The sequence below is a fragment of the Weissella confusa genome (assembly GCA_041871065.1).
Lineage (GTDB): Bacteria > Bacillota > Bacilli > Lactobacillales > Lactobacillaceae > Weissella > Weissella confusa_A.
This window is the reverse complement of record CP168942.1, coordinates 846126-865696: the sequence shown is the minus strand read 5'-3', so window position 1 is coordinate 865696 and position 19571 is coordinate 846126. Positions and strand designations below refer to the sequence as shown.

At 41.2% G+C, this 19571-nt stretch carries 18 protein-coding genes; 1 reads left to right on the top strand and 17 read right to left on the bottom strand.

The window, feature by feature from the left end; genetic code table 11:
* Nucleotides 1–28: 28 nt before the first annotated feature.
* From ACAW68_03840 to ACAW68_03770, 15 genes are all read right to left on the bottom strand, one after another.
* The gene (locus ACAW68_03840; GenBank protein ID XGA16697.1) at nt 29–1051 is read right to left on the bottom strand and encodes an alcohol dehydrogenase catalytic domain-containing protein; all 1023 of its coding nucleotides are present in this window, start codon (nt 1049–1051) and stop codon (nt 29–31) included.
* On the bottom strand, nt 1044–1751 hold the full coding sequence (locus ACAW68_03835) for a 2-C-methyl-D-erythritol 4-phosphate cytidylyltransferase (protein XGA16696.1): 708 nt from the start codon (nt 1749–1751) through the stop codon (nt 1044–1046). Before ACAW68_03835 ends, ACAW68_03840 begins: the two co-directional genes overlap by 8 nt.
* A gap of 26 nt (nt 1752–1777) precedes the next feature.
* Nucleotides 1778–2584, bottom strand: coding sequence for an ABC transporter permease (locus tag ACAW68_03830; GenBank protein XGA16695.1), 807 nt, complete (start codon nt 2582–2584; stop codon nt 1778–1780).
* Nucleotide 2585: 1 nt separating this feature from the next.
* Nucleotides 2586–3683 (bottom strand): ABC transporter ATP-binding protein, encoded by a 1098-nt coding sequence (locus ACAW68_03825; GenBank protein XGA16694.1) that lies wholly within the window; start codon nt 3681–3683, stop codon nt 2586–2588.
* The gene (locus ACAW68_03820) at nt 3676–4485 is read right to left on the bottom strand and encodes a phosphorylcholine transferase LicD (protein ID XGA16693.1); all 810 of its coding nucleotides are present in this window, start codon (nt 4483–4485) and stop codon (nt 3676–3678) included. The genes ACAW68_03825 and ACAW68_03820 overlap by 8 nt, the downstream gene beginning before the upstream one ends.
* On the bottom strand, nt 4485–4907 hold the full coding sequence (tagD, locus tag ACAW68_03815; GenBank protein XGA16692.1) for a glycerol-3-phosphate cytidylyltransferase: 423 nt from the start codon (nt 4905–4907) through the stop codon (nt 4485–4487). The genes ACAW68_03820 and tagD overlap by 1 nt, the downstream gene beginning before the upstream one ends.
* 299 nt (nt 4908–5206) lie before the next feature.
* Nucleotides 5207–6415, bottom strand: a complete 1209-nt coding sequence (locus ACAW68_03810) for a glycosyltransferase (protein XGA16999.1) — start codon at nt 6413–6415, stop codon at nt 5207–5209.
* 45 nt (nt 6416–6460) lie between these two features.
* Nucleotides 6461–6688, bottom strand: a complete 228-nt coding sequence (locus tag ACAW68_03805) for a hypothetical protein (GenBank protein XGA16691.1) — start codon at nt 6686–6688, stop codon at nt 6461–6463.
* Nucleotides 6689–6873: 185 nt separating this feature from the next.
* Nucleotides 6874–7980 (bottom strand): CDP-glycerol glycerophosphotransferase family protein, encoded by a 1107-nt coding sequence (locus ACAW68_03800; GenBank protein ID XGA16690.1) that lies wholly within the window; start codon nt 7978–7980, stop codon nt 6874–6876.
* A gap of 97 nt (nt 7981–8077) precedes the next feature.
* Complete coding sequence (locus ACAW68_03795; protein ID XGA16689.1) at nt 8078–11482, bottom strand: DUF5776 domain-containing protein; 3405 nt, start codon at nt 11480–11482, stop codon at nt 8078–8080.
* Nucleotides 11483–11498: 16 nt separating this feature from the next.
* Nucleotides 11499–11693 (bottom strand): hypothetical protein, encoded by a 195-nt coding sequence (locus ACAW68_03790; GenBank protein XGA16688.1) that lies wholly within the window; start codon nt 11691–11693, stop codon nt 11499–11501.
* 343 nt (nt 11694–12036) lie between these two features.
* Nucleotides 12037–13773, bottom strand: coding sequence for a hypothetical protein (locus ACAW68_03785; protein XGA16687.1), 1737 nt, complete (start codon nt 13771–13773; stop codon nt 12037–12039).
* 127 nt (nt 13774–13900) lie between these two features.
* A complete protein-coding gene (locus ACAW68_03780) occupies nt 13901–15229 on the bottom strand; it encodes an O-antigen ligase family protein (protein XGA16686.1) in 1329 nt (442 codons plus the stop codon).
* Nucleotides 15230–15232: 3 nt separating this feature from the next.
* Entirely contained in the window at nt 15233–15844 is a 612-nt protein-coding gene (locus ACAW68_03775; GenBank protein ID XGA16685.1) for a hypothetical protein, read from the bottom strand.
* A 139-nt stretch (nt 15845–15983) separates the two neighbouring features.
* On the bottom strand, nt 15984–17075 hold the full coding sequence (locus ACAW68_03770; GenBank protein ID XGA16684.1) for a glucosaminidase domain-containing protein: 1092 nt from the start codon (nt 17073–17075) through the stop codon (nt 15984–15986).
* Between the two features lie 304 nt (nt 17076–17379).
* On the opposite strand from ACAW68_03770, the gene ACAW68_03765 reads away from it, so the two are divergent.
* On the top strand, nt 17380–18273 hold the full coding sequence (locus tag ACAW68_03765; protein ID XGA16683.1) for an LCP family protein: 894 nt from the start codon (nt 17380–17382) through the stop codon (nt 18271–18273).
* 45 nt (nt 18274–18318) lie between these two features.
* On the opposite strand, the gene ACAW68_03760 is transcribed toward ACAW68_03765, so the two are convergent.
* Both ACAW68_03760 and ACAW68_03755 read right to left on the bottom strand, forming a co-directional pair.
* Complete coding sequence (locus tag ACAW68_03760; protein ID XGA16682.1) at nt 18319–18747, bottom strand: GtrA family protein; 429 nt, start codon at nt 18745–18747, stop codon at nt 18319–18321.
* Between the two features lie 56 nt (nt 18748–18803).
* Nucleotides 18804–19523: a PucR family transcriptional regulator gene (locus ACAW68_03755; GenBank protein ID XGA16681.1), complete on the bottom strand. Its 720-nt coding sequence runs from the start codon at nt 19521–19523 to the stop codon at nt 18804–18806.
* Nucleotides 19524–19571 lie beyond the last annotated feature (48 nt).

The window sequence follows — 19571 nt, the reverse complement described above, 5'->3', positions numbered from 1 at the left end:
ACAACCTCACTCTTCTCTACTACTTTCTCTAGATATGCCAACGCATAATCGTCTTTCCCCAAGACATGTTCAAATCAGAATCAAATGCCTCGATAATGTCGGCTACTTCACGCACATCGCGTACGTTTTGAACCAACAGTTCCAAACGCTCTTGCGCCTCTGGATTGTTAGCTACCAATTCAATGGCATCTTTAAAATCTTGAACAGTTGAACGCGTTGTACCGACCAACGCAATTCCCTTTTCCAAAACCATACGAGTATTAATGGCTACTGGGTGCTCTGATACGCCAGACAAAACAACTGATCCGCACGGCTGAATCAAGTCGATAATTTGATTAATGGCATCTTCAGAGCCACGTCCACCAACCGCCTCAATTGCATGGTTAATAACAACGTCTTCCGGTACATCATTAATCAAATAAGTATCAGCAAATGTGATGTAATCCAACTTTTCAGCATGCTTTCCAAAGACCGCAATCTTGCAGTCTGGGAACATTACATGGGCAACCACGGCCGTCATGTAAGCAACGTTTCCGTCACCCCAGATACCAATCGTGCCTTCTTGCGCCATCATGCTACCTTGCAAACGACGCACGGCTTGAACGGCAACTGAAACAACTTCAAAATAAGCGGCCATTTCAGGGTTGATATGCCCCGGAATCTCTACCAAACGTTCAGGTTCGATATCGACGTATTCACGCATAAAGCCATCTTCTGTTGAAGACGCAAACGTTGAAGAACGTAGATAATTTTCTGTTACCTTCTCGTGCTTTTCTTTAGCGTTCGTAGGCACCATAGCAACTAGTGTCCCAGTTTTAAATGTGCCAGTTTGATCACAAACGACCACACCCACTGCTTCGTGAATCAACGCAAGAGGCAAGCGCTCAGCTAAAACCTTTGCATCACGAAGCCCAAGATAGTATCGTTCATCGGCACGGCAAATTGCCATATTTAATGGTCGAACAATGACTTCACCCTTAGATAAGTCGATTTGTGAAGTCACGCGCTCAATTTGCTTGATGCCCGTCAAACGATACACATTATTAAACATCCATACTCTCCCGAGCGAGAATGTCAGCAACGCGCAAATCGAACGGACGCGTTACCTTAATGTTGCTTTCCTCACCTTGCACAATGCCGACTTCGTAACCAGCCAACAACATAACCTTGGCTGAATCACTTAATGACATGCGTTGCTCTTCTGACATTTGGTTGTAGAAGTCACGGAACGCAGCCACATTTACTGTTTGTGGTGTTTGACCTTGGTACATCTCATCACGTACTGGAATGTCATTAATAACGCCATCATTGGCACGGACAATCGTGTCAGTTGCGCCAACGACCGTATCAACTGCCTTAAAATCTGCTGAGGCAGCGATATTGTCCGCAATGATGCGGGCCGTGATAAACGGACGCACTGCATCGTGCATCACCAAAGTGTGTTCGTCGCTTGCACCGTAATTCTCTTCAATGTAGTTGATTGCGGCCATCACAGTGTCATTGCGTTCAGCACCACCTTCAATCACAACAACACGTTCGTCTGAGATGTACTTGGCGACCAAATCCTTTGTGTATTGCACCCACTTAGGATGTGATGACACGATAATCTTTTCAAAGTCAGCCGTTAACGTGAACTTCTCTAGTGTGTGAATAATAATTGGCTTACCAGCCAAGTTCAAAAATTGCTTTGGGCGTTCAGTGTTACCCATACGCTTGCCGGTACCACCGGCCATAAATTGCGCAAAAATCATATTTTCTCTCCAAAAATTCTCTTATCTTATAACATATCGATGAAGCGTTCGCGGAAACGCAAATGTACAATCGATCCAACCAGTAGCATAAAGAACGTTAATAGCCAGAAGAAAACAACATTCGATGAGTTTTCAAAAAACCAAACGTTATAGAGCAATGCATCACGGAACGATTCAATCACGTAATAGAACGGGAACATCTTGATAACCTTCACTAGGACGAACGGCAACCCTCTCTGATCTAAATTAATAATCACTCCAGACGTGAAAAACAGCACTCGAAATAGTGCGTTCATCGCTTGCTTATAATCAGGAATCATTACCGCCAACGTTGAATTAATCAAATTATGTGCCAATACCGTAGCAAACATCGCCACGAAACTGTAAAGTAATCCAATCCACGTAAGTGATGGCACACGTCCGAATGACAAGACTACAACAATCGTCAATCCGGCCATAACCAAGAATCGTCGCAACTCCTGCAACATTGGCATAACAGGCGCCACACTCACAGGGAATTTTGTCTTTGTTAACAAGCGCAACTGTGAAGAAATACTTGTTAGCCCCTTATTAAATGATCCTTGAATGAAATACCAAGGAACTATTCCAACCAACAACCAAACGATATATGGCGTGCCGTTTACAGTTCCGTTATAAAGCCCTAAACCAAAAACGATAAAGTATGTCGCGATGTAAAGTAGCGGCTCCAAGTAGTCCCAAATTGATCCAAGATAGTTGTCCGCAAATCGTGATTGAACATTAAAAGCAGCAATACGACGAATGATAGGCAGGTTAGTCCAAATTTCTTTTAAGACTTGAATCAAGCTTTTCATATTACTTGTCCTCCTTATGCTTTTCATCTAATTCGTGCAGTTTATCTGGCGCCCAATTCGTAATCATGTGCGTTGGATTTTGCATGATATTGTGCATACCAAGATTCAATGCGATTTTATCCGCAACAAACAACATTGCTAAGATCACAAATACAATTAGGAACTTGTCAAATTTTGACCACACTGCGACGTTTTGCTTAGTGTGCACAGCTTTGTAGATGGCCGTCGCTTCCTCGTCGCTTGGCTCATGGCCACTCTTACGCGCCTCACGAAGTTCACCCGTGTAAATGTCGTCAAGTGAAAACTCTTCTTGTTCGGCACGCTTTTCACGACGATAATCCGCTTGCTCTTTAGCGTTCAAGCCTTTAAATTCATTGACAAACTTATCGTATTCATCCATGACAGTTTTCGTATCGCCAAACATGCGAAGCTCACCATAGTGCATCCATAAAACTCGGTCCGCCATTTCGCGAACCTGTCCGAGTGAGTGAGAAACGAAAAAAATCGTCTTCCCTTGCTTTTGGAAATCTTTTATTTTATTTACAGACTTTCGATTAAACGTTGCATCACCAACCGATAAAGCCTCATCGACAATCAAAATATCCGGGTTCGTATGAACTGAAATTGAAAATCCGAGTTTTGACTTCATACCAGACGAATACGTCTTAACAGGTTGATCAATGAACTTGCCAAGCTCTGAGAACGCAATGATGTCATCCATCTTTTCGTTAATCTCAGCATCAGTCATGCCCATCATCAACCCCTTAAGCCTGATGTTTTGACGGCCTGAAATGTTTCCTCGAAGTCCAGCGTTAATTGCAATCAATGATGTTTCACCGTTGATATTAATCGTTCCTGAAGTTGGTGGCACAATGCCTGCCACCATCTTCATCAACGTTGACTTACCTGAACCGTTAGTTCCAACGACGGCAATTGTCTCACCTTCATAGGCTTCAAAACTAACACCGCGAACCGCCCAAAACATCGGAAAGTTCGTCTTGAAGAACACACTCTTCGCTTTATCTATTTTTGTAGGAGCTGTTTCATACTGCTTTGTCACGTATGAAACGCTCACCTTTGTCTTACGTGTTTCAACCATTCTCTTTTTCTCCACTCGATTCGAAGAATGCTGCGTGTTGCCCGAGTTGTTTAACTGGGGTACGCCAATCTCCAAAAATTTGCGTCAGGTATTGATCAACGTTGCCGATGATTGCTACCTTGGTGTTTTCAAATTGAGCGATTTGCCACATCTCCCAATTTTCACGAACAAAAAACTCTCTTTTCCCATGTACACCGTTTATAACGCCCAATTGTGTCCCGTTAACGTTGCTTACCCGCTTAGCCAAATTCGCTTGCGCCAACGCCCATGTATGCGCGTTAGTGTGCTTAATTACTGGCCAAAGCAGCCGTTTTATATGCTTTAACTTGGCATCGTCCGGCAGAACGCCTGTTGAACGAGCCATGTTGCGCATAATGTTTAACCCTTTTTGGGTGGCAAATATCAATCGACTTGACAATTTTGCCGTATCAATGGCATCGATTGGGAATATATCGATGAATACGCCATGATTCATGTTGTAGTATTCAGATTCAGCCTTGGAAGGCACGTACACTAACCTTGCGTACGGCACCCAACTGTCAGAATCAAACTCCGTCATTAACCTAATTTGATTATCTGAAGAAACAAAATCATCGATAAATTGATCGTAGTCTTGTCGCAGCAAGCCTAGGTCCATATCATCATCCCAACCAAGCTGATGACCTTCCCGTACAGCACCCAGCAATGTGCCACCCAACAAATACACTGGCACATTTTTAACCGTCAACTGCGCCATTAGCTCACCAAGCATTTTGTGTTGAATTTGTTGAACTGATTCAATTGTTAGTGCTTGCTTATTCATTACCCGTTCACTTTAACCTTCTTCATATCGACTTCTTGCAAATCCTTTTTAATTTGCGTTGTTGATATGTCGGGGGTCCTTTCTAGATAAACAACTTCAACCCCTGTTTTTTCGGTTAGGTAATCAAACTTACCTTCCCAGTCGTCACCTATAACAAAGGTAACCACATCGTTGTCTTTGATATCGTTAATCTTTTGTGCCCAATTTACTTCTGGGATAACCTCATCCACATAACGGATTGCTTGTAACAAAGCTTTTCGCTTGGAATAAGGAAAATAACTCGTTTTCTCTTTTTCGCGATTAAACTCATCTGTAGATAGCCCCACAATTAAGTAATCACCCATTTCACGTGCACGGCGCAGCAAATTAATGTGGCCATAATGCAGGAGATCAAACGTGCCATATGTAATGACCTTTCTCATGTCACACCGACCTCTTTCTCTTTTTTCTGCTATTACTAATAGCAAATGAATACGAAACCCTACTCAGTGCTGTTTCTATACTTGATTATTCTAACTAAAGATGACTGCCTGTTTTGGTGCTATTTGTGAATATTTTGTGATTAACGAAAAAGAAGTGCACCCTACATGGGTACACTTCTTTTTATCTAAATAAATATTCCATTGCTGCCAGCATCTTTTAGTACAGAATTCTTAACAATGTATTTAATTAGCTGGTGAAATTTACAAAACTTCACCGTTACATCCTAATTGCAAACGATCTAATTCTTTAAGAACTCTTCCCAATATTGATTGAATCGATCTTCTGAAAAATTCTTAGCAATGTATTGAGCTGCTCTTTCTCCCATTTGTTCTTTGCCTTTTTCACTTAGACGTGCGAATTTCATAGCCGCGTCTGCTAAATCTTCAGGAGTGTTGCCAATCAAGTATCCATTCACTTCATCTATAACAAGCATGGATGGCCCGTATTTTACATTCATCGCAATAACAGGGATTCCTTGTTCTAACGCTTCTGCTATTGAAAGCCCCATAGCTTCATACCTCGAAGCTGATACAAAAACATCTATTTCGGATAACGCTTTAGAAGTATTCGTGCTATAACCCAAAAAAGAAATGTTTTTTAATCCTGATTTAGCAATTAAGTCTGTCAGATACTCTGTTTCTCCACGTCCCCAGATTTTCAATTCGAACTGATCCTCCGGCAACTTCTTCATTGCATCAATCATTTTATCGAAGCCTTTGCCGCGTGTAATTCGAGAGATTGTTCCCAACACTATTTTGTCATTTTTAGTTTTAGGATATTTGTTCTTCCTGAAAATTTGATTCGGTATAACTGAAGCTTTAACATTTGGAAAATCAGCAATAACATCTTCGGCCTGTTCTTGTGTGAAGAACAGTACGTCATTAAAGATGCCTGAGTCTGCATATTCAAACATTTTTTTATGTAATGCTTCAATTCCAGTATAAAACTCTCTATTTTGGAAGTGACTTGTATGAACAACTGCAACTTTCCGGAGATTATCTCCCTTTACCTTGGCTAATTTATCTACTTGCACTTCATAATCAAGCAAAAAAACTACCTGATTATCACTGTCCGATTGTAGTGCAAGTTCATTAAGCCAGTAAACTTGAAAATCTTCCACGGATCCAAACCGAACACCCTCTTTATGCAAAAAAACGGCGCCTGTTTTACCATCATTTTTATAAAACTGTGTCATATATGGACTACCCTCTATGTTAAAGAAAATAGTTTTATAAGTTTTCCCATTTTTTAAGTAACTCGCCGAAAAAACACGATTTTTTCTGTACTCATATTTGATTTTTGGAACATCATTATCGATAACCAAAATAAAGAGACGGTTAGAGTTGCCATCAGGTCGTTCAAACTTTGCAACATAATCCCCAGTTGCTTTATCCAAAAAATACTCTATGTCATTATTTTTTACAATATCTGACTTTGACCTGAGCATTTCAATCAAGTTTTCCTCGTTGATTTGCCCGCTTCGAGATTTCTTCTAGTAATACTCATTAATATTAAGGATTACATCTCCTTCTTGCATTTTTTTCTGATCAATTAAGGACCTTCTGACATTATCCACATCAGTTGTTGGAACGTTAAACGATAAGACTGTGTAATCAACACCAAGTTTTTTAAACATCTTAAACCGAGCTAACACAGCTGATGTCATTCCTCCCGGGGTGGGACTAATTCCCCCCATTACACTATATACCTTGTGCTTCATTTTTAATTTGCCCTACAAGCAGGCCTGCAAATGTGCAAGCACGCTCGTCTCTCCCTTTTATAATAATCTTAAAAGCATTCTAAATGCCTACTCTATTTGTCCTCCAGCGGCTACTTCGTTATCAGAGCCCCAATAAAACGCATAGACAAAAAGCTTATCTGAAACAGGTCACAGTCTAATGCGACTTAATTAAACTTAACGAAATTGGTCTCCAATGCATCCACAAACCTTTTCGATGCTTTACCATCTAAGTCATCAAAGTAGTATTCAAGGAACTCATCTAGACTTCTAGCGTCGAACTCATCTACCTTCTTAATTTCAGTAATCAGTTCATCATTGTTTCGAACAATTGGCCCAGGGACAAATTCCTTGTAATTCACGTAGAAATCACGTGACGCCGTGTATTCTTCAAGATCCGGAACGAAGAATATTGTCTTTTTCCTGAGCAAGCTATACTCAAAAACTACTGACGAATAATCTGTAATTAACGCATTCGAAATTAGTAAAAGATCGTTTATTTCTCGGTATGACGAGACATCATAAAAAAAGTCTGCGAATTTGTCTGGTATATCAACCTTGTTTTTGACAAATGGGTGAATCTTAAAAAGCATGACGTACCCTTTTGATTTGAGATTTTGATATATTTTTTCAAAATCAATCCAGTCAAAGTCATAATAGGCCGATTGCTGACCATTCCCACGAAACGTCGGAGCAAATAGAATAACTTTCTTATTCTTAATAAAAGGCAGATCTTCATTAAGCCGAGTAACAACATTTTCTTTATACGTTTCATCAAAAAAAGCATCTGTCCTTGGCGCCCCTAATGGAAGCACCTTTTCTTCGTCAATACCAAACCCTTCCGCGTAGAATGGGGCCACGTTCTTTGAAGAAACAATCGCCCACGTATAGTTTCTGTGGTTTTTTGAATCTTTTTTGGGGCCACCTGGCAACCCTACACGGCTAAACCCAAAGGTCTTAAAGGCACCTACCGCATGCCAGACCTGAATGAGGTTAACTCCATTTCGAATCTTTAATGGATACACCAATGGATAAAAATCATCCAGTAAAACGTGCCGACTAGTTGCGATTAACCAAGCTATTTTCGTGTACTCTCGTAACGTTTTCTTAGTAGAATTTGTCTTTTTGAGCATATAGCTCATCTGCAAAGATGATGCACGGGAATTTATTTCATTCTCAATATACTCAAAGTTTCCTGTCATGTCAGAACGGGAGTCAGACAGAAACGCTACTACATTTTCTCGTATTGGCATTAACGAAAAAGCTTTGTACACTATCCTAAAATAGGCTTTTTTGACTTGTTAAGATATTTTTTAGTTTTTATTAACTTTTCTAGTTACTTTAACTAACATTTCTGACGGTTCACTTTCATTACTTAGTCAATCGCTTAACGATGCCTCTAACAGCTTTCTTTCGAAGTGCGGTTAACTTTGCGTCATTAGATACAAAATTTTTATTAGCAGTCAAATATCCGGCAGCCGTAAGCAAACGTGGAGTTCCATTATTCGTCCATTCAACTGACTGAACCGCAATTTTTTGTCCACGCTTGGTTTTATTCTCAGTTCGTTGCGAACGGTCAAATGACAACGACTTATAGTAGTATGAGGATGCCGTAACAACAACATTTGCAACGTCCTTGTACAAATACTGATCAATATCATCTCGCATCGTCGTCACAAAGCGCTTATTAGCCGTAATATATCCCAATTCTGTTCGAAGTCGTGGCACTCCACGTTCACTCCAATCAATTCCGGTAACGGTCAAAATTGTAAACTTTGATAATTGAACTTTACTCTTAGAATTTTCTGTCCACTTCACGCTTGCATACGTTGGCTGATCAGCCAGTAACACCACTTCTACAGGGAATTTTGTAGGAACCAAGTAATTTTCTAAATCATTGACAGGGAAATCACGAACGGACTTTTTAGCTGGCTTTAAATTGATGTTTTCCACCTTTTTACGCAGTTCGAAAGCCTCACGTGCTTCATCAGATGATCGACTTAGAGAAATATCCAGATTTTTTGTCATCTTCTTCAAATCGGCAATAGGAGTATTCAATACTGTTTCTGCATCTAATTCAGGAGCAAACTCCTGCACTTGGTCATACATAGCTACATTGTCTTTATAATTTGCAAAGACAGATGTGATAAATTGATCCTCCGGATGGTTGAAATAGTAATCATACTCTGTTTCACCAACGAATCGATCAAAGCGCTGCGCATCTTCAACATGAAGATCTGCGTAATCAGAAGCGAACTTCTGTATGTTCTTAGAAATTGTGCTATGGAATTCATTCCATTGCGGAATAAACACAGGTTTCACACTACCATCTTCCGAATATTCGTAACCAGGAATGCTTTTGTATGGAGTTGTTGCAAATATTGACTCAAAATCACTAAAGTTTGCTGGCATTGTGGTATAACGATGGCGAATTGAATGTCCGATATCATTCGTAAAGTTTCGAACATAGTAAAACGGATTGTCCACCTCGCGACCTGCAGCATCAATTAACAGGCGAGTTAAGGTATCTTGAGTGTATCCACGGCCCCAGAATTCTACAAAAGCAAAATTCTCATCAAAATCAATTTCTTGTTTCAAATACTCTCGTACAATTTCCCGACGCTCCGCTGCAATTTCTAATAGACGTGCCTTGTACTCTTCGGAATTTTCAAATATTTCGCGAATTCCAATAGCAATGTCTCCCTTTAATGTCGGTTCGTTTCTATATCCTTCCAACTCAGGAAGCATTTGTAACAATTCATCTTCTGGAAGTTGGCTTGACTTCACCAGATCATCAAATCCATCCATAGATGAAAACATCCCAAACGGAGTAAATGATGCCGGATCAACTTCATTGATAAACGAAGCAACACGCCATGCTTTACGTGAACCGTAAATGAATTTCGCCGAAATCGTAAGATTTTGCTTCGCTATTAGCACATCTGCAATTTGCTTCAAGTAGTATCCGTCACGTGATATGAAGTATACAGTTTGATATCCACGATTAATTGCATCACGTAGTGCCCAATTTACGTATGGAACCAACGTAGGTCCGATAAATGAATATGCATAATAAGCAGATTCATCAAACGTCATTTCTTCCCCACTCATTAATTCCCAACGTCGGCGTTGGAATAGAGTGGCTAATCTGTAAGCGTCGTATTTAAATGTCCAATTTGCCTTATCGACAAACCACTTCTCATTTTCCAAATATGAATCCATATCGTGATTGATTGTTGTAATTCCTAATTTACGCGGAACCACACCATCTGCATGCTTGTTATCTCCGTGGTGCACCCACTTTGAATAGTGATAATCCGTCGAGAAGAAAATATGTCTAAACAAGCGACCTGTCGACTTCTGATAGCCGACCTTGCTAGAAAGATACAATGGTAACTCACTTAAACGTGAATCCGCTGCATTTAGCATGTCCTTAATTACAGTCTCAGGCAAGTACATATCAGAAACCAACATCACATCGTTTCCAGCCCCTAGTAATTCGAAAAGCTCTTCTATTCTGAACGAAATTGGTTCAACTGCCTTTACCTCTGCTTGCGTTTCTTGATCATAAAGAAATGCTACTTGTTCATTGGTCAAACTATAATTATTCTTCAAACGATCTAAGATTTCGTCTAGAGTAACTTCTATTTTATCGGTATTTCGTTCATACGTCGTTTTCCTAAAACTATCTCGCAAATCAAATTCAACTTGGTTACGAATTTTTGGATAATTTTCCGTCAAATAGCTTTCAAACTTCAAGTTTGATGACAACATGTTCTTTTGAACAAGTGCAAAAATACTATGCGGATGCAGGGTGTTACGCTTAATCAAAGTATCAAAAATATCGAACGTATGTAGCTCAGGATATGATATGTTCGAAGGCTTAGAATTATCAACACTCTTAATCAGGTCATTTAACGTATTTGTTGCCTCAAACCCGAAGAAATAGTCCATCAAATAGTCCTTACGTTCGATATTCTCAACTCCAGTTGAAAATAATTCTAGCAATCGTTCAAACGTGTAAGCGACTGTTCCATCTGTCAAATCGAAATAATCACCAATCAATTCTCGTTCAGTGACATACTCCTTGTAATCCGGAATAAAACGAATAAACTTAGACACTCCAGCTTCTAGCAAATCATAGAAAATAGATGAATAATCTACAACGCCCACTGTAATTCGATGCATAATCTCATACATGTCATCTTCATCTTGCCAGAAAAGGATATTCTTGTTCTCAGAGTACTCTTCTTTTGCTGCTAAAAAGCTTTCATCTGATTGCATCTGTGGATGCAACTTTACTATGAATAACGAATCCGTTTTCTCCATTTTAGATACAACTTCTGCTAAATTTGGAATTAACTTTTTGAATTCACCTTGGCTATTCGAAAAGCTACGATATGTCGGAACAAATGCATAGACATCATTGTAGGAATCCAAATCATAGCCACTCACTTTAAGCTTCTTTTCTAAAGAACTTTCCATCAATGAGTAGACCACATTGCGTGGATAAGGTCCTCTTACCACTTGATCATTGGAAAGCTTCATGTCTGACTTAAAATGGCTTTCCATAGCCTCGGAAGTGGTTAAGAACTTTACATTGTTTTTGAAAAGCGAATAGTTTCGAGCCCATTTACGGACGATGTTATCTGCCACATCTACTTTCTCATCTAATCCAAGTTCTACGTGTTTTAGTCCCACTCCATGCCACAAATTAAGCACAATGACATTAGGATTGATTGTTTCAGGATAACTTTCGCGATAATTTTCAGTCACGTACACGTCTGCGTTTTCAAATAAATCCTTTGGCTTTTTTCGAATTAATTGATACGGAATTGTATCCTAAATTCGCAATATAAGCCGCATCTTCCTTATTATCAGCAATCCACCAAACTTCATGTGTATCTGCAAAATTTGACTGCATATACATCATCAACGCTTTTGGATTCCCCTGCCATTTATATGAACCAAATAACCAAAGCTTCATCTTCTTACTCCAATACCTTTTGAATTAACTGAATGCACTTAAACAATTAGATATACGTTAAATGTTTGTAACGTTGGACCCGTATAAGGGACTAAATCTTTTAAAAGTCTAAATACCAATGCATCTACGTAACCGTTCTCTAAATTCTGAATAGTCAAACCAATAGATTAAATACAATGGTAGTTTTCTAAAAAATCAAACATTCATATATATTCCGCTTTATCTACGCTTTTTATGCACTTATAACAAGTTAACTATAATTTATGACCTTTTTTAGTCCAACAAACGGTTATCATACGAAACGCCCCTTTCAATCATTAGAAAGGGGCGTTAAATCATATTTTCAGTTTTTTCTCAATGATTTAATAACATAAATCAGTACAAAGACAACTCCCGCGCTCCAACAAATAAGACTAATAACAAAACCTACCAAAGTAGGTTTCATCGGAGTATAAGCAACATTCAATTCATTAATTCCTTTTTTATCAGAAATAGATATAGCACCAACGTTATTTCTGATTAGTTCGCTATTTTCTAGTCGCTTCCCATTCAAAGTCAATTCCGTACGCTCGTACGCGACAATCGGCACCTGACGATTTTTATGTGCTTCTTTGCTCTTCCATTGCAGCGTCATAGTTCCATCCCCATTCACAATGTGTTGATACGGACGCCATTGCTTTGAGAAAGCGTTCATGTACGCATCATATGTTGGCTGATGCGTCTCTTCAGTTGTATCAACTGGCAAGTAGTCTGGAGTGCTACGATCCACATGATAGATCAATTTACCTAAATCGCCTTCGTGGAACAATGGTTGTAGCTGCACAAACGTATGAATATCTGGTGAATACACATTCTTAGTCGTTACCTGTAATCCGGCATACAACGGCGTTTTTTCATTCTGAACATAATAAACATTGTTAGCTACCTTTTGTGTCAACAGCAACACTGACACAATTGCAAGAGTAACCGGCAACGCCCCATGTGCCAAGCTTTTCTTTGGTTGCGATTCAACAAACAATTTTCCAACCGCAATTAATGACAAGCTGTAGCCTACTAATGAAATTCGTCTTGGCATTTGCAAGAACGAACGCAATCCTGGGTATGCAGTCTCTAGCGCATGCCATGGCACTAGAGATGTACCTGCAACTAGATACACAATCGCCACTGCACTCACAAACCGAGTAAAAACAGTTAATTTCTTCCAGAACGCAAACATCATCCCCAAAAGCAAAAATGCCAAAATAGACATCACAATATCGCTATTAGAATTAACACTTGAATACACCGGCCTAAACACACCACTGGTTTGAGGTATCATATCCATTGCAACAGGTGAAATCAACGTATTTCGATACACTTCGACCAAAGGCATGATTGCATTTAAACTCAACACAATTGCCATAACAGCCGATAAACTAACGGATGCAAGTAACTTCACCTTTTCTTTGCTTACCCACAATCCGTGTACGAAAAACGGCACGAGCATTGGTAAAACAATAGCGACAGTTAATACTTGAAATTGTCCTAATAGCGCAATACCGCCACCCAAGTAAACCGTTCGGCGCCAATTAAATCGTCCCTCAAATAAATGTAGCAAGCTTGGAATGACCAGTGGCACAATCGCCAGCGCAATCGACTTCCAAGTCGCACCAAACACGAATCCATACACTGCGGCAGATGAAGTATAAATTACACCTAACCCCAACGCCCACTTTTTCGTTAGTCCTACCTTAATCGCAGCAAAAGCCGTAGTTAGGATGCCCAATGCATAAACGATGTATAACGTTACAACCTGAAATTTAAACCAAGTTCCAGCAACCAATAGTAATGCACCGAATAAGTATGTCACCAACGGACTATATACTTGGTTTACAATTCGACCAGATTGCTGAAAAGTGTATAAATTCAAAAAACTAAAATTGCGATCGCGTATTTGCATCGCTGCTTCAAAAATACGGTTGTAGTGGAAATATCCGTCTACCCCCAATAGCGCCGTATCATTAAACAATATTGGACTCATAATCACTAGTGGCACAACCAATACCACGCCTAGTGTCTGCCAATCAACCTTCTTAAACATCCCTTTCTCCTTTTAAAGCTAGTGGTTTTTAATACGTGAAGCATCAAAAATCCTCCCTTACTTGTAGCCCTAAAATATAGAACATCCCAAGTAACTATCTAACTATACAAAAAATGTTCAATTGTATTCACAGTTCCTTCACGAACCGTTTTTCACTAACAACGCCCTTAAAATGGTAATTCAATACAAACCAAACAATCAATACCGGCCACGCAAATACAGAGAACGTAAACATTGACGTCACTATCGCCAACAGGACGAAATACATGTATGCCCAACTAGCAGCGCTTTGATTCTGCCAAGCCACTTTAAATCGCTGAACAACAACATACAGCATCGGAAATACCAAAACTAGTCCAAACCGTGCAAACCAACCAAGAAATCCAGATAGGATTGGATAGCCGTAGATTGCATAGACATTTTGATACTCAAGATTACCTTTTGACCAATTCGGTACGTTTTCTACTATATATGGTGACTCAAATCCGTACCCAACTCCAAACAACGGATGTTGCATGATGGTTTTCGATAACCCAATTGTGCCACCGAGCCGATTTTCGGTACCGTGTTTCTCTAGAAGGAATCTGGTAAACATATCGTGAACACCTGGTAAATATTGATATAACCCATATCCGATACCGGCCCCTGAAACTGCAATAATGAGCAACCTCACTCGTTGCATCCCCACACCAGTAACCAGCATCAGCAGTACACTCACAAATACCAGTAACATCCCTGTTGTGGTTTTAGCAGCTAACAATACCAACCATGCGGCGATCAACGTCACCCATAAAAGTAACGTATTCGCCACACCCGGTCGTCGCCAGATGATCAATGACTGTCGAACCCCCATCATAAAGATTGGCAGAAACACCACACCAATCAAAATAGCTAAAAACGGCGCTTCCGGCTCAAAGCCATTCAGTCTCATTTGAGTCGTGACATAACTACCGGCTTGATAGAAATCATCACGACCAATCCAATGACGTTCAAACAGTTGCGCCAATCCATTCACATAGCCAACCGTCTCTGTTCGACCAATCATCACCCAGAACTGCGGTACCAATACCACGATGAAATACATCCAAAAAGCAGCGTATGCACCACGGACAATCGTCATAAAGCTTTGCCCACTTAACTGCACTGTTGCCCAGGCTAGCCAAACAACAATTAATAGCTCCACAAGTCCAATCAATCCGTGGAGCATGCCCGCTGTTGTCGTATCAATACCAACCTCATTGTATGAAATTAGTACCCGTACTGCTTGTACGATAAACACCGCTACGCCGATCATCAAAGCGCGATTACTCGGCACAATCTCTCGCCACCGCCCTTTAATCGCCTCGATAAACACATAACTACCAAACACTACCATCGGTAACTGCGTAAAGACATCCAGCCACCAATACGAATGCGTTTTAGGAAACAGAATTACAAAAAACAACCAAAACGCCATACGCTAGCCCTGCACACGTGACGTTCTGGTACGACGTTGTTGGCAGGTTTCACGCACGACGCGACGCCAAAACATAAACACCAGTCCAACTGCCGCGCCAATCGTGCCACCGTATACCAGTACCTTCTTCGTCTCATACAACGCCACATTCTTCGCTTCAGATGGTCGCGTGGCTGACAGCAATTCTGGATGTGGCATGTCCGCCATCAATGTTGGTGCAACTTCCGCGAAAACTTCAACATACGTGTTTGTTAAACTGGCCGCTAACTCCGCTGTTTCTGCTTTCGCTGATAGATCCACAATCAACGTATTTAAATCTTGTTCAAAGGTCACCATTTCACGTAATTGTTGTCGTGATAGATGTGCCCCACGCTTTGCCAGACGTCCTTGCACCTCATCAACAATTTTTGAATCCTTCGCCGCTTTCAGATACGACTTAATCAGCAAGCTATCCGCATTAAATCGACCAATATCCCCAGTTGTTTGTTTATTCCCGATATACATTTGTCGCGTCGCCACATAGCTATCCGGCACATTACGCGTCGCTAGCCACAGACTTGCTGCGCCAATCACGGAACACACCACTAAACAAACGCCCCACTTTATCATCCCCATTGTCTATTTCTCCCCTACATTTACTGACAAACTGTCATTATTTAAAATAACCCTTCGCCACTGTATCAGAATAAAAGACAAATAAAAAGCGCACACCATAGACAGTCTATAGTGTGCACATATTTTTTAGATGATTAAATTAACGCAAGTAGTACGTGCCGTCGTTACCGAAGTAGTAACGTTGTCCGTTGATTGTTTGCCAACCTTGCACGGCGCGACCTTCCTTGTTAGTCCAGTACTTGTAACCCCATGCTTCACGCCAACCTTCGTTTTGGCGAACACCGTTAACAAACCAGTAGTACGTGCCCATGTAGTAACGGAAGCCTGTGTACAAAGATCCCTTTTCGTACCAACGGTAACCACCGTTAGCTGGTGAACCATCATACAAGTAACCTGAAGCCTTACCCTTCAAGTTAAACGTACCATTCGTACCGAAGTCATATGGGACACCGTCAATGAAGCGAACGCCTTCAACAGCACGGCCATCGTTCCCAACGTAGTATTGCAAGCCCCATTGTGAGACCCATTGGTTTTCTTGACGAACACCGTTAATGAAGTAGTAGTACGTCCCCATGTAGAAGCGGAAACCTGTGTACTTGACACCAGATTCAAACCAGTACCATTGGTCATCTGAATCTTGCAAGTAACCCGTCTTGGCTGGCTTGTCCAACTCAGTCAAGTTGTACGTCTTGATGATGTTAATCAACTTTGACCCATATGATGGATCCGTCGCGTACTTACCCGTCAATGCATTGGCAGCATCAGCATAGGTCTTGGCCTTTGACTTCCAAGTACCTGAGTAGTAACCACTATCCCACGTCAAACCATTACGCAACAACTTGGCATTGGCTTCCAATGAGTCGTAACGTGAGGCATACTTCACAAATGGTGCCTTAATTGTCACCCACTTACCGTTTGACCATTCCAACGTATCAGCCCAGTAAGTTGGGTTATTCGTGTTGGTTTGCTTAATTCCGAAGTAGTTGTTGGCTTGTGTACTTAGGGTACTTAGCCCCCATGAACTCTCCAAAGCCGCTTGCGCCATTTGAACTGAAGCGTACAAACCGTACTTGTTCGTCACATTGATAACGTCAGCGCGGTTGCTATTAATAAACTGTTGCACTTGCGATGATGTCGCAGCTGTTACATCTAACGGTTTAGAAATCGCCGCACCACCGGCAACTGCAGCTGTTCCAGCAACAACAACCGCCATTGTCTTCTTAATACCCATTTAATATTCCTCTCAAATACGGACAGTCCCCCGTTCACAGCCTGTCCGATAATCCATACTACTAATAATGTATCAGTTTGTATGGCTCCTTGCAATTCTGACTATTTTCTGCACTTCTAAAAAAGCATTAGGTATTAAAAAGTATACGCAACAAATGCCATCGTTACCAACAAAACGGGTTTTTATGCCAAAATTGCTCATATTTTTCACCTATCGTCAATTATTGTTCATAAATTAATAGTGCCTCACGCATAAATCTCCCCTATAATAATCATCGATTGACATTTAAGGGAGAATTGACAATATGAAAAAAGTATTGCTTTGGATACTAGGAATTGCATTGGCTGGTATCGTCATTATCGGTGGCGTGGCGGCCTACAAGATTCACAACACCACGTCTAAGATTTACTCAAACAACGAGCAAATTTCAAAGACATCAGATAAGAAGACCGGCGACAAGAAGCCAGTTGCTTACCTATTGCTTGGTACGGACACTGGCGCACTTGGCCGTGATTACAAGGGTCGTACCGACACCATGATGGTGATGGTCGTTAACCCATCAACGAAGTCATCAACCATGATGTCACTCCAACGTGATACTTTGATTTCATTGAACGGTCAAAATGCGAAGTTGAATGCTGCTTATGCATATGGATCAGCCGACTCTGCCATGGAAGAAGTTGAACAATTGCTCGACATCAAGTTAGATGGTTACCTATTGGTTAACATGAAGGGTATGAAGCAACTAGTTAACGCCGTTAATGGTGTTACGGTTAAGTCACCTTTGACGTTTAGCTACGAAGGATACAGCTTCGTTGAAGGTCAAAGCTACCATGTTGACGGTACGGAAGCCCTTGCCTTCTCACGTATGCGTTATGACGACCCACGTGGTGACTACGGTCGCCAAGAGCGTCAACAATTGGTCATTAAGGCCGTGATGGATAAGTTGCAATCTAACCCAACGACAGTGATGTCAGATAAGTTCCTTGGCGCCGTTGCTGATAACGTTCGTACTGACGTGTCACTAACGTCAATTAAGAACTTGGCATCAAACTACCGTGAGGCCGGTAACAACGTGAAGTCTGACCAAATGGTTGGTACTGGTACGATGATTGATGGTGTTTCATACCAAATTATGGATGAAACTGAAATCAACCGTGCGCACAACGTAATTGAAAACGCACTTAAGACAAAGTAAAACCAAAGCGGCGCTCCCGATTCATTCAGGAGCGCCGCTTTTAGTTTAGTTTTCGAATTCTTGCTTGGCCTTGAAAATAACCAACTTACTCAAAACGTAGTTCGATACAATCACGAAGACATTTTGAATGATATTCCAAATCATATCGTTTTGGTGCAACCAGCTAACCCCGATCCACATAATACCAGATCCGATAACACCAGTAGCCAAACGTGCCACATAGAACTTGACGATTTCATCGAAGTACTCGCGTGGCGTGCTAGCTTGACTGTTAAAGACCCACTTGCGGTTCGTTAGGTATGCGACCAACACCGTGATAAACCAGGCCAACCAGTATGACACTTGCACTGGCATATCCGTCATACGCAACAAGGCGTACACCACAATATTAACAACGGTCGTTAAGACACCAAAGAATAAGTACAAAATTTGAGAGCGGAACTTGACCAGCAAGTCCTTAACCATTTCGACCATGAGGACATCTACTTTCTTTTTATTCACTCAAATTATTGTACCACACCGTTGCAAGCCTAGCTGTTCACAACTTGACGGCGCTCGCTCTGCATCATAACGCGGTCAAATTGTTCAATCAACGCTGGCACAATCACTGACGTACGGCGACGGACATAAGCCAGCAGCAACGTGCACGCTTCAGATGTAATGCGTGGATTCAAGCCCGTTACTGTCATAATTTTATCGAGACGATATTGAATCGTGCGACGGTGGACGTGAAGTGCGTCACTCAAAGCGCACATCGACTGACCAAACGTCGCATACAACCACAATGTCAGCATCACCTCATCATCCAAATGATCATGAATGAGCTGCTCCGTTTCTGGATAGATAACTCCAGCATCGATGATGGTAGCTAAATCCATCATATGCTCGTAGTACAGCGTTCGCATCTCATCGACCATTGGGTGAGTCATCGCCAGTGCAAAAATCCCCTCTTTCACACTTTCTTTGATGTCATCATGTGGCATCCCCACCCCAGCCAACGCGCGCTTTGGCAATCGTGGCAAGAAGTCATCGACCTCATCTGCCGGCAACACATAGACGCGTCGCAAATAATCTAATTCAAATGCCAAGCGCTCATCTGGTAGTTGCTGCTTGTCACCTTCGACCACAACTGCAACATACTTTTCACCGAAATCGACGCCATATGCGCGCGCCTTATTCACGAACGACTTATCTGCGCTGATATCGTTCTCCGGCAAAGCCAACCAGTTTTGCATAAATGTCTGAAGCATAAATTATACCCTCCCAAAATTCATGAAACTCTTCATGCCTACAATTTG

What these genes read in the sequence shown, in the direction of transcription:
- ACAW68_03775 (XGA16685.1), bottom strand. Translation starts at nt 15,844, where the DNA reads ATGGGGATGATAAAGTGGGGCGTTTGTTTAGTGGTGTGTTCCGTGATT.
- ACAW68_03805 (XGA16691.1), bottom strand. Translation starts at nt 6,688, where the DNA reads ATGAAGCACAAGGTATATAGTGTAATGGGGGGAATTAGTCCCACCCCG.
- ACAW68_03760 (XGA16682.1), bottom strand. Translation starts at nt 18,747, where the DNA reads ATGGTCGAAATGGTTAAGGACTTGCTGGTCAAGTTCCGCTCTCAAATT.
- tagD (XGA16692.1), bottom strand. Translation starts at nt 4,907, where the DNA reads ATGAGAAAGGTCATTACATATGGCACGTTTGATCTCCTGCATTATGGC.
- ACAW68_03830 (XGA16695.1), bottom strand. Translation starts at nt 2,584, where the DNA reads ATGAAAAGCTTGATTCAAGTCTTAAAAGAAATTTGGACTAACCTGCCT.
- ACAW68_03790 (XGA16688.1), bottom strand. Translation starts at nt 11,693, where the DNA reads ATGAAGCTTTGGTTATTTGGTTCATATAAATGGCAGGGGAATCCAAAA.
- ACAW68_03755 (XGA16681.1), bottom strand. Translation starts at nt 19,523, where the DNA reads ATGCTTCAGACATTTATGCAAAACTGGTTGGCTTTGCCGGAGAACGAT.
- ACAW68_03835 (XGA16696.1), bottom strand. Translation starts at nt 1,751, where the DNA reads ATGATTTTTGCGCAATTTATGGCCGGTGGTACCGGCAAGCGTATGGGT.
- ACAW68_03810 (XGA16999.1), bottom strand. Translation starts at nt 6,415, where the DNA reads ATGCTCAGGTCAAAGTCAGATATTGTAAAAAATAATGACATAGAGTAT.
- ACAW68_03780 (XGA16686.1), bottom strand. Translation starts at nt 15,229, where the DNA reads ATGGCGTTTTGGTTGTTTTTTGTAATTCTGTTTCCTAAAACGCATTCG.
- ACAW68_03770 (XGA16684.1), bottom strand. Translation starts at nt 17,075, where the DNA reads ATGGGTATTAAGAAGACAATGGCGGTTGTTGTTGCTGGAACAGCTGCA.
- ACAW68_03765 (XGA16683.1), top strand. Translation starts at nt 17,380, where the DNA reads ATGAAAAAAGTATTGCTTTGGATACTAGGAATTGCATTGGCTGGTATC.
- ACAW68_03785 (XGA16687.1), bottom strand. Translation starts at nt 13,773, where the DNA reads ATGTTTAAGAAGGTTGATTGGCAGACACTAGGCGTGGTATTGGTTGTG.
- ACAW68_03820 (XGA16693.1), bottom strand. Translation starts at nt 4,485, where the DNA reads ATGAATAAGCAAGCACTAACAATTGAATCAGTTCAACAAATTCAACAC.
- ACAW68_03840 (XGA16697.1), bottom strand. Translation starts at nt 1,051, where the DNA reads ATGTTTAATAATGTGTATCGTTTGACGGGCATCAAGCAAATTGAGCGC.
- ACAW68_03825 (XGA16694.1), bottom strand. Translation starts at nt 3,683, where the DNA reads ATGGTTGAAACACGTAAGACAAAGGTGAGCGTTTCATACGTGACAAAG.